Source organism: uncultured Algoriphagus sp. (assembly GCF_963974835.1).
Taxonomy (GTDB): domain Bacteria; phylum Bacteroidota; class Bacteroidia; order Cytophagales; family Cyclobacteriaceae; genus Algoriphagus.
Genome location: NZ_CAXBET010000011.1, coordinates 90,953 through 102,313, shown reverse-complemented (window position 1 = coordinate 102,313; position 11,361 = coordinate 90,953). Strand labels below are relative to the sequence as shown.

6 protein-coding genes are annotated in these 11,361 nt (G+C 40.2%); 1 reads left to right on the top strand and 5 read right to left on the bottom strand.

The features are described from left to right. The first annotated feature begins 126 nt into the window (after window positions 1-126). Window positions 127-1,146, top strand: a complete 1,020-nt coding sequence (locus tag AACZ73_RS18295) for a LacI family DNA-binding transcriptional regulator (RefSeq protein ID WP_339880108.1) — start codon at window positions 127-129, stop codon at window positions 1,144-1,146. Window positions 1,147-1,573: 427 nt separating this feature from the next. Here AACZ73_RS18295 and AACZ73_RS18290 read toward each other — a convergent pair whose 3' ends face one another. The 5 genes from AACZ73_RS18290 to AACZ73_RS18270 all read right to left on the bottom strand — a co-directional run bounded on the left by AACZ73_RS18290 (window position 1,574) and on the right by AACZ73_RS18270 (window position 11,314). Beyond that, window positions 1,574-3,214, bottom strand: coding sequence for an FAD-dependent oxidoreductase (locus AACZ73_RS18290; RefSeq protein ID WP_339880145.1), 1,641 nt, complete (start codon window positions 3,212-3,214; stop codon window positions 1,574-1,576). Between the two features lie 94 nt (window positions 3,215-3,308). Beyond that, window positions 3,309-4,970, bottom strand: coding sequence for an FAD-dependent oxidoreductase (locus AACZ73_RS18285; protein WP_339880106.1), 1,662 nt, complete (start codon window positions 4,968-4,970; stop codon window positions 3,309-3,311). 129 nt (window positions 4,971-5,099) lie between these two features. Then, window positions 5,100-6,779, bottom strand: a complete 1,680-nt coding sequence (locus AACZ73_RS18280; protein WP_339880105.1) for a RagB/SusD family nutrient uptake outer membrane protein — start codon at window positions 6,777-6,779, stop codon at window positions 5,100-5,102. Between the two features lie 12 nt (window positions 6,780-6,791). Further along, window positions 6,792-10,115, bottom strand: coding sequence for a TonB-dependent receptor (locus AACZ73_RS18275; protein WP_339880103.1), 3,324 nt, complete (start codon window positions 10,113-10,115; stop codon window positions 6,792-6,794). 155 nt (window positions 10,116-10,270) lie between these two features. Further along, a complete protein-coding gene (locus AACZ73_RS18270) occupies window positions 10,271-11,314 on the bottom strand; it encodes a FecR domain-containing protein (protein WP_339880101.1) in 1,044 nt (347 codons plus the stop codon). Between the last annotated feature and the right edge of the window lie 47 nt (window positions 11,315-11,361).

Here is an 11,361-nt window from a genome sequence, read left to right as displayed (position 1 = left end):
ATGGAATTGATAATTTTAAAAAGTTGATACAGATGATTATCTATACAATGAATCAACAGCAGGATTGATGAACTAGGTAGTTTACTTATATTGGAAATATTAATTAAATGCAGGCATATTGAATCAATGAGTAAAAAAGTAACGACAATTAAAGATATAGCTGAGAGGCTAAATATTTCAATAGCCACCGTATCAAGGGCACTGAGAGGTTCAACTGATATTAAGCGTGAAACAAAGCTTGCGGTGATGGAAATGGTCAAGGAGATGGATTATCACCCAAATCTCCTAGCCAGCAGCCTAAGTAGCAAAAAATCAAAAATTATAGGTGTCGTTGTCCCTACAATCAACAGACAATTCTGGTCCAATTCAATTTCCGGAATTGAAAATGTTGCCTACAATCATGGCTACAAGGTGATGATTTTTCAATCTGCTGAAAGTTTACAGAAGGAGGTTGAAATCGTTGAGACCCTGGCCAATAGTAGAGTGGATGGAATTCTTTTAGCATTATCAAAAGAATCGGACAACTATGATCATATTCAGGGTATTAAAAATCGTAATATTCCTATCCTACTTTTTGAAAGAGTATGTGATGATATTGATACCACAAAAGTTATTACTGATGATTTTAACGGATCCAAAACAATTGTTCAGCATTTGATTGATAGAGGAAAACGCAAGATTGCCTACTTAAGCGGTCCATTATCCCTGGGGGTTTGTCAAGAGAGGCTTTCCGGATTTGAAGAAGCACATCATGAAAATAACCTGAATATAGATCCAAGCTTAATTCTCGAAATTGAGGAGTTTTCTTATGAAGCTGCAGAAGAAGCCTTAATGACGTTGTGGAGTCTTGAGAACAGACCGGATGCTTTGTTTTGTTTCGCTGATATTCTTGCAATCGGAGCATTGCAAGGGTGCAAAAATCTTGGAATTAAAGTGCCTGAGGATTTAGCTATTGCAGGTTTTGGGAACGATGATATAGGAAGATTTGTAACTCCGGCCTTAACTACCATGTCTCAACCTTCCTTTACGATGGGGCAGATAGCTGCGGACCTAATATTAGAAGAAATCAATTCTGATGAAGAAACTGGTATACAGCCGCTCCTACGTAAAATTAAACCTGAATTAATCGTTCGAGAAAGTACTTGAAAAATCATTCTGTCCCAATCACCATTTCACCCAAATACTCCAGTGTAACACCCACTATTTCCTGCTGTCCCTCTTGAACAGACTTCATCAGTCCATGAAAAAAAAAGTTAAAGGAAAAGAGACATAATCACTGACTTATTGAAATATTCTTTCAACAATGACGATACAATACTGGATCAGTATTCTGATATGAAATTAAACTTGGTTCATTCAGAATAACAGCAACGCAAAACCGCAACATCAAATTTTACGGAAAAGGCCCCGACTATAGTTAGCCGTGGCCTTTTGTTAATCGTTGTATTGAAAATAATGAGGTTAATGACTTCTAACAGAACTTCAAGCTACTCAATTAAATTTTTGGAATTTGAGATGCCCGCTTGGCTGCATTTGATTGTTTTTTTACAAAGATCATTTAAACTATTTTTTACTATTTAATTTCATCTTCCAAGGATAAAACTTGCCCTTCTTTTTGTAAGGTGTTCTTCAGCTGTGCGTAAGGAACATCTTGTACAGCTATTTTTTGATCAATAGCCATTCCCGCAGCTGTGGCAGCAGATTGACCTAAAATCATAAAGACTGGCTCCATACGAATTGATCCAAAGGCAATGTGACTTGCCGATACTGCTACTGGTACAAGCAGATTGGTGATTTCATGCTTTTTGGGAACAATTGAACCATAGGCAATTTCATAGGGGCCAGGCAATCCTACCCCGATATCACCTTCGTTCTGAACGTGCCCATTCTCATCCACATAGCGTTGGATATTATGGGAATCAATTGTATAAGAACCCATACCTATTGACTCAGGCGTCGCCTTTTTACTCAATAATTCATTTTCAGTCATTACAAAAGCGCCAATCATCCTTCTTGCTTCCCGAACATAAATTTGGTGTGGCCAATTACCATTGTCCGTGAATTCATCTTTTGCAAGTCCCCAGTTTTGAAACTCTTCCTGAATCTGCTTAGGTACTCTTGGGTCATTTGCTACAAAGTATAGTAAACCCTTTTGATAATCTTCATGCTCTTGTATGATCTCCTTTCTTCGTGCATAGCTGGCCTCTGGGTAATCATAATTTTTACCTATGTTATCAGAACTGAAAGGTCCATGATTATTGGTGTCGGTCTTCCGGTTGGGAATCATGTCAAACTTTCCAAACCATTCTCTCCATCCTGCATCAAAAATCCTGACTAACAGCTCATATTGCGTAGAATCATAGCTAGCTGGTCTGGGAAAAGGCACCCTATTATCCGGGTGATTAGACATACAGGTTCTAAAACAATAGGCCTGAATTTTATCGTCCCCTTCCCCTTTCATCCCCGGATCTTCTTCGCTGATTTTTGGTAATAAACCGGAGGAAGGGTCACCTGGAGTTTTGTAGGGATCAATGGGATGATCCAAAACCTGAAAATGATGGCGATGGTGAAAAATTCCAGTTTGAATTCCATTCCATTCCTCATTGTATACACTGTTTGCTTCCCTCCCTACGTGATAGCTTACTCCAGCTGCTGCCATTAGATCACCTTCATAAGTAGCGTCAATAAAAACTTTTCCGTAAAATTCCTTTCCACTTAATGTTCTGATAGCTGCAATTTCCCCATCGACCACAGTCACTCCTGTGTCTCGATCAAGCCACTCATCCCGATATACCTCAATACCAGACTCTTTTACCCATTCATCAAAGACCTCTTCTGCAATGTGCGGTTCGAAAATCCACATTGTTCTAAATTCTCCGTCAATGGCTGGAGTTCCTTGACCTTTATTTCCAAAATCATCTTGTTTTTCCCACTTCCACGCTTCGTCTGACTGGTATTTGGCATATACCCTTTCGTAAAAATTTCTTGCCAAGCCTCCGATCACTTCTTTTTTACCAGTATCAGTCCAACCTAAACCGCCGGTAGTTAGGCCACCCAGGTGCTTATCCGGTGAAATTAACACAACTGTTTTACCCATTTTTTTGGCTTGGATAGCTGCCGTGACTGCCCCTGAGGTACCCCCATAGATGACGATATCTGTAACCTTTTCAGGTTCCTTTGCCTTGAATGAAGTCGAACTGATCAACCCTATCATTAGTAACAACGCTGTTACATAAATATTTATCAATTTCATAAATTATATTGTTAGTAGAAAAGTGAATTATTTCTGAATGGAATCCGGATATTTTTTAATCCAGTCGCTGCTTATTGTTGATTAACTCTTCTTTTAACTTTTCATAGGACAAATCCTGAACTGTACTGGAATTATCTATTGCCAGCGATGCTGCAATTGCTGCAGATTGTCCTAGGACCATAAATACAGGTTCCATTCGAATAGACCCAAATGCTATATGAGAGGCACTGAGACAGACCGGAACCAACAAGTTAGTAGCCTCTTCTTTTTTGGGAATAATGGCCTTATAGCTTATCGGATAAGGTCCTTCCACATGAGCTTCCACATTTCCCTCATTCTGGACAAACCCATTTGCATCCACATATCGTTGGATATTATGTGAATCCATCCCGTAAGCTGCTAACCCAACTGGATCTTGCACAATCTCTAGCCTTTCACAATGCCGCTGGGTCATCACAAAATCACTGACCATCCTCCTTGCTTCACGGATATACAATTGGTTTTGCCACCCATCCTCAGGGCCAAATTCATCCTTGCTAGTTCCCCATTGTGAATATACTTTTCTTACTTCAGCAGGTATTCTGGGATGATTTGCCAAGGTCCACATAAGACCTTGTTGATATGTCCTATGTGCTTCTACTATCTTCTCCCTTTGCTCATAGCTTGCTTCAGGATAATCATAATTTTGACCAATAAAGTCCGTGGAGAATCCAAGTCTATTGTTTGTATCAGTTTTGCGGTTCGGCATGGAGGAATTAATCCAAGGCAATTGCGTTTCTCCAGCTTCAAAATTTCTGAAAAGTAGTTCATAATTTATTTCATCGTAACCTGCTGGTTTCTGAAATGGAATTCTGTTGTCGGGATGATCTGTAAGGCACATTCTAAAACAATATGCCTGAACCTTACTGTCACCTGAACCGTCTACACCCGGCCCTCCTTCCACTATATTAGGAAGAAGCCCGCTCGCCGGATTTCCCTTCTCAATGTATGGGTCAACCCCTGGTACAAAATTGTGGTTTCTGGCATTTCTTGAAGGTTTTGTTTTTAAAGTAACTCCCCAATAATTAGCCTGAACTCCATTAAGGCTCTCCTTGTATTGTTCATTACTTTCTCTCCCCACAGTATAGGATACTCCTGCAACAGCCATCAAATCCCCTTCATAAGTGGCATCAATAAACATCTTTCCATCAACCTTTTTTCCACTTTCCATTACGATGCTCTTTATCACCCCAACCTGCTTTAAAACTCCATTCTCTGAGCGAAGTAATCGTTCATTATAAAGAACTTCTATGTTTTCCAAAGCGATCATTTGGAGATAGACGGACAATGCTGCGGAAGGCTCAAATGTCCACATTGCATCTTCCCCTTCCTTGGTGCGGGTTTGACCGCTGTCCATATAGTCAGACTTCTTTTGCCATTTCCAGTGATCTGGCTGATCATAATAGTTTTTAATTTGTTGGTAAAATTCTCTAGAAATTCCTCCTATAGCCTGCTTATTACCTATATCCGTTTGACCCAACCCACCTGTAGTTAGGCCACCAAGCCGGTTAGAAGGTTCAATCAGTATTACTGATTTCTTCATCCTTGAGGCTTGAATTGCTGCTGAGATACCGGCAGAGGTACCTCCATAAACAACTAGGTCATAGGTTTGCGCTTTTCCAGCCCCCCAAAAAAATAGGGAAGATAATATCGTAAGTGTTATGATTATTTTTTTCATGTTTGGTTGTTTTGAGAAACTAGATCAGAAACAATTTTAGGTTTGCCTCATTTCATTCAGTTTAAGATCCTCAGCAGGAGGAAATTTGTATCCCGCCCGCTGAAGAATATGAGTTTAAAAAAACTTAAGCTAGTAACCTGGATTTTGAATCAAGCTGGTGTTGGTTTCCAACTCAATCCTAGGAATTGGCCATAGGTAATCCCTTGAAGGATTAAATGCTCTGGTTTCGATCACTACCATTTCATCAGCATTGCTCACATTATCATAATTTGGAGTACCTATCGCATCAATCTGAGGAGGTTCGCTCAACCAGCCACCTGCACCGTAGCGATTAACTCTTCCTCTGACCGGTCCAGGGATAACTTCTTCTGCAATTTTCCACCGTCTAATATCAAAATATCGAAACCCTTCGATTCCCAACTCACTTCTCCTTTCCCTTCTTACTAGATTTCTCATCTCCTCCTGCGTTTTGCCCTCACTTATTGGCGGCATTTTTACCGATTCGCGAGCCCGAATTGAGTTGATCGCCTCATATACCGAAGCGTCCAGCTGATTAAGTTCCACTTTGGCTTCAGCATAATTAAGCAATACTTCTCCCAGTCTGAAAATTGTTAGGCTTTGTTCAGATGCACCCACATTCGTGGGGTAATCAGTTACATCCACATGTTTTCTAAACAAATATCCAGTAAAGGAAGCATATGCATGTTGTGCTTCAATATTTGGGACACGTATTTTATCCCCCCCGCGAAATTCCCAGGTTTGCGTACTATCCCTGTGCGTTTCAAAAATCCAATTAACTAATCTGGAGCCTGGTACAACCAAAGTATAATTCATTCTAGGATCCCTATTTTCAAAAGGATGCTGAGGATCATACAAAGGAGACTCATCAATGGAAAGTCCATCAATACAGGCAAACGTATCCACGAAATCCTGAGGTGGCTTTTTGTTGGAGTGACCCAGTGCCATTCTCGAAAGGAAATCCCGTGGTGTATTATGGGTAGTCACGCCTCTGAGGTATTGAATTCTCATAATAACTTCCGGAGAGTGGTCTCCAGAAAAAGTAAACATTCCCGAATAGTCGGGGTCAATGGAATATTCCCCGGAATCAATTAATTCTTTGGCAGCGGAAGCAGCATCTTCCCATCTTTCATTCCACAGGGCAACTCTTGAAATTAATGCCAATACAGTCCCTTGGGTTACCTTACCCTTTTCGGATGCACTCAAAGGCAGGTACTCCTTGATTTCGTTCAGCTCACTCAACACAAAATCAATTACTTCGCTTTTAGGATTTCTTGGGGTCTGGGACTCTTCGATTGTCAGCGTTGTTGTTATTAAGGGGATATCGCCATACAATTCAGCCAAGTAAGAATAGAAATACGCCCTTAAAAATCTTGCCTCACCTACCAACCTGTCATATTTTGCAGGATCCATTTCAGATCTGAGCCCTTCGGCTCCTGATGTGATATAATTAACTCTGTTGATGGCCCGGTAAAAAGCAGACCAGAAACCATTGGTATAACCGTTATCTGCATTTTGCTCACCCCTTCCCAGTGCTTGTAACGCACTTCCGTTTCTATCCCATCCATCATCGGAAGCAAAATCAAATGAAAGAAACCATACAGCTCCCTGAGTTGAGTACCATAGCCGGTTATAGACACCGGTTACAGCCATTTCAAGTTCGGTTTCATTGGCAAAATAGGTTTCACTTGATGGTGAATCCAGTGGCAATCTATCCAGGTATTGATCATCACAGGATTGGATAACAAGTAAAATAATTAGGATCGATATATATTTAATAGACTTTATCATGATTGTTGGTGTTTAAAAGTTTAGGTTAAGCCCCATCGTATAAGTGGTCATCTGAGGATACCAGCCGCCATCACTTACTGGTGCCTCGGGATCATACCCTTCATAAAAATCAGTCACCGTGAAAAGGTTTCTACCACTTAGGTATATCCTTAAATTCTGAACCTTTAACCTTTCAAGAAGTCCCTTTGGTAAAACGTAGCCTAACTGCACACTTTGTAACCTGAGGTAAGCTGCATTACTCATCCAGAAACTTGAATTCTGTTGGTTATTGGTCTGATTCCAAGCCAACCTAGGATACCTGGCATTGGGATTCTCTGGTGTCCATCGATCTTTATGTTGCTCCTGTACTGTTCCGCCAAGGTAAAACGGCATGATTCCCTGCCCGAATAGGTATCCATCGGCTTGACCTACTCCTTGAAAGAATACAGAGATATCAAATCCTTTATAACCTCCATTTAATTTTAGTCCATAGGTATATCTGGGGATACTACTGCCAATCACCGCTAGATCGCGGTCATTGATCATACCATCACCATCCAAATCCTTATACTTGATATCCCCAGGTCCTACATTTCCAAACTGGGTGGCATGATTGTCCACCTCTTCCTGAGTTTGAAAAAAACCATCTGCAACGTAGCCAAAGAATGAACCAATAGGATGACCTTCCCTATTCACAGTTAGACCAGTATTTTCGATCCCTCTCAAATTAATTATTTCATTTTTTACATCAGAAAAATTCACCTCAACTCCATAATCAAAATCACCTATCCGGTTCCTATAATTTAACATGAGCTCGTAGCCTGTATTATGAACCACCCCAGCATTTTGATAAGGAGCACTTAAACCAAGTGTTAAAGGAATGTTGAGAGCCAGAAGAATGTCTTTAGTTTTTCTTTGATAATAATCAAATGTCACATCCAGCTTCCCCCAAAGATTGAACTCCAATCCGATATCGGTAGTTTCTGTGGTCTCCCACTTTATATCCTTATTCGCCATGTTATTTAATGCGGCACCCGGAGAAATCACTCCGTCAAAGGCATAATCCTGAGCACTTCCCCCAAGAGAAATAAATGCGGCATATGGATAAAGTCCAATATTCTGGTTTCCCAATCTTCCCCAAGAAACCCGTAACTTTAAATGATCAATCACATCACTTGATCCTTCCATAAAGGACTCTTCAGAAATCCTCCATCCAGCAGAAAAGGAAGGAAAAACACCTACCCGGTTACCTTCAGCAAAGCGGGAAGATGCATCCCTTCTAATATTTGCCTCCAGCAAATAGCGCTCATCGAAATTGTAAGTTGCTCTGGCAAAGAGTGATCGAAGTGCCCAATGTTCCGCAGATCCACCAGTCTGTTCATTCAATCTGTTTCCGGCATCGATCTGTTGGTAATCAGGAAGGGGAAAGACCTGCCGGTAAGCAGAAATCCATTGGTTTGTCTGATCTTCCTGTTGAAAACCACCTGTAAATCCAAGGGTATGAACCTCATTAAATGTTTTGTCCATATTAACCATGGCTCGAAAATTATTGTACCATTCTCGGGTATAACTTTCAGTCAGAGAATTCCTTTGAGGAACAAAAAAGGTTGGCGTTTCCCCATCCCTGGCATATGTCTGTGTAATATTCGAAAAGCTTTTAACATGTGGGTTCCATAGTTTTGGTGCATACATCACATTTGCAGACAACCATTCAGTAAATTGGTAATTCAATTTAAAGTTTAGAATAGCGTCCAAGCTTTCAGTGCTTCGAACTCCACCGTCTTTGGCCCGAGCCAAAGGATGATCCCCATTCCATCCTTCTCCGTATCTACCATTGGAGAGTACACCTACTTCATTGGCTGGTATTCTTCTCATCCAATGAAAAACATAACCGGTTCCATTCGAAGGTTCTATCTGATCTGCACGTCTTAAAAATATATCCGTCGAAAGGGTCAACTTATTTGTGACATTTATATCTGAATTGAATCTAAGATTGTATCGTTTAAACCCGGTATTAGGAATTATTCCATCCTGATCCAAGTAACTAAAGGAGGCTAATACCTTTGCCTTTTCGTTTCCAGCGTTTACACTGACATTATGGCTCTGCATAAAAGCAGAATTACTCATGGTCAAATCCTGCCAGTCTGTATCGGGATATTGATCAGATGGCATTCCTGCCATATAATCCTGAATAAATTGCTCCGAGTACTGTGGATCGTTTCCAATATTGGTAAAGGCTTCATTTGCCAAAAGCATGTGATCAAGCGCTCCTACTATTTCAGGCATTCGGGTGGGAACTTGCAAACCTACGTACATATTATAATTTACATGAACGCCTTCTTTGCCCCTTTTGGTAGTAATTAATACTACTCCATTAGCAGCTCTGGATCCATAAATTGCAGCTGAAGCTGCATCTTTAAGTACAGATATACTTTCTATTTCATTCGGATCGACGTTGTTCATATTGGTTTCTACACCGTCCACCATGATCAGAGGATTTGAATCCCCTAAAGTCCCGATTCCTCTTATCCTGATATTTCCACCATCACTCCCGGGCTGACCGCTTCGTTGTGTAACTGTTACACCAGGGGCCACCCCTTGTAGAACCATTGAAGATTGACCAACGGGTTGATTTACTATTTCGTCCGAAGAGATTGCACTAACCGCACCGGTTAAATTAACTTTCTTTTGGGAACCATACCCTACTACAACCACCTCATCCAAGGCTGAAAGATTTTCCAACATTGTTACCTTGAGTGTAGTCTGATTTCCTATTGATAGGACCTGTTCTTCAAAGCCTATAAAGGAGAATATTAAAACTCCTCCTTCCGGTACATCAATCGAGAAATTCCCATCTACGTCAGAAACTGTTCCCATTGTGCTGCCTTGTAACATTATAGTCACACCTGGCAGAGGTGTTCCAGACTCATCAAAGACAGTTCCTTTTATTTCTGCTCCTTTTAATCGTTCTGCTATGGTAACATAAGGGAGCCTGGGGTCTTCCTTCACATCAATACCATTGTTTACCTGACGAAACCGTAAATTGGATTGATAGGAAATTTGCTTAAGGAAGGTTTCTACCGATCCACTGCGATCCTTAATTTGAAATACAATGTCTGGATTGATCTGTTTATCGTCATATAAAAAATTAAATGGTGTTTGTTTTTCAATGGATTTAAAAAACTGGGCAAGTGTCATGGACTCGGTATCGAATCTTACATGCACTTTATCTATCGATTTATATTGCCCATTAACTGTTGTAGCAAGTACAAAGTTAAAAAGCAACGTTTGAACTATAAAGCCATACAAGAAGTACTTGGACAACATATAGATTGTCTTTTGTAAGTTTAATTCCATAATTTTGTTTGGTTTATTGATAATATCATTAGACTGGGTTCCGCGGGATTCCCTATTCCCCAATAGTTAAATCTCCCGCGGACCGACAATTTGAGCCAACTGATCTGATCAGTTGGCTTATTTCATGAGTCATTTATAAAATCTGCTTTCATAGGTTAAGGATTAAAAATGATAGTTACTTTTTTGTCATTTATTGTATAAGTAAAGCTTTCAATGTTGGACATACTTTTCAGTATATTTTCAAGGGTCTGATTCTCAAACTTTCCGGTAAACCGCCAGTCGCTACGTGCAGAACCTTCAATTAAAAAATCAACTCCATACCAATCTTCTAAAGAACGTATTACATGATCCAGGGAGGCTTTTTTAAAATTAAGTTTTCCAAATCTCCAGCCGGTTACAACTTCCTCATTGAAAGTCCCCAATTTTGCGTTACCGGTATGTGTATTGTAATTGAGTTCTTTCCCGGGTGATAAAAAGTAGTTTGACGTATCGGATTGATATTTTATCATCACTTTCCCAGTCACAAGTGATACTTTTACTTCCTTATCTGAACTAGACGTTACATTAAATGAAGTACCTAAGGCCGTTGTAATTAGGCTATCAGACAGCACCTGAAAAGGTTGGTGAGGATTTTCAGAAACTTCAAAAAAACCTTCACCTTTAAGAATAACCAAGCGGACAGTGGAATCAAAAGATTCAGGAAAACTAAGACTGCTCTTAGAGTTTAGCCATACCATGGTCTGGTCTGGTAATCTGAAGGTTAGTTTTTCTCCCGCATTAGTTGATTTGGTAACCCAGCTTATCTCAATATCAGCTTCTGGCGCAGAATTATTTTCCCGCCAATTAAAAAGTGTGAATGTTAATAAAATCACTCCGGAAATCACCGCAGCGATTCGCAGCAATTGCCAGTTTAGCTTACTTCCCCCCCTGAATTCAGATTGGTCCCCTCTCGCCTTAGTTGAAGAAGAAAGGTTAGTTTCTTTCAAAATGGTGGTCAATACATCCGCTTTAATTTGATCAGAAGGAGAAATGGAAGGAAACTCCAAACCGAAGATAATTTCACGGGCAAGTTTGACATCATCCACCCGCTGAGGATTTGCCTGCATCCAGTTTGTCCAAAAAACATTTAACTCCTCATCAGGGTATTTTACCCATCTGATGAATTCGAGATCTTCCAAAAGGTCATTTATCTGACTCATGTACGCTAGTGTTAAAAAGCATTTACACTAGATAAAGGAGAGAGCAA